The organism is Streptomyces sp. ATLC9, assembly GCF_057196705.1.
The window spans coordinates 1-223 of record NZ_JBXUOY010000654.1; the positions used below are offsets into that span (position 1 = coordinate 1).

Genomic DNA, 223 nt, shown 5'->3' on the forward strand with positions numbered 1-223 from the left:
TCCGGAAAACACAAGCACCATGGCGGGAACGTGCAGGTCATCGCCACCCCGGACGGCTGGCCGATCTGGGTCTCGCCCGTACGGCCGGGCCGGGAACACGACACCACCTGCACCCGCCACCACGGGCTGGTCGAGGCACTCAACCGCATCGCGGCCGAACTGGACATGCCGACCCTGGTCGACCTCGGCTACGAGAACGCCGGCGACGGCTTCCGCCATCCCT

At 69.1% G+C, this 223-nt stretch carries 1 protein-coding gene; it reads left to right on the forward strand.

Features of this window, described 5'->3' with window-relative positions; translation table 11 throughout:
- A partial coding sequence (locus AC2CJA_RS27505) for a transposase family protein (RefSeq protein ID WP_484605313.1) occupies nucleotides 1-223 on the forward strand: 223 nt, incomplete at both ends.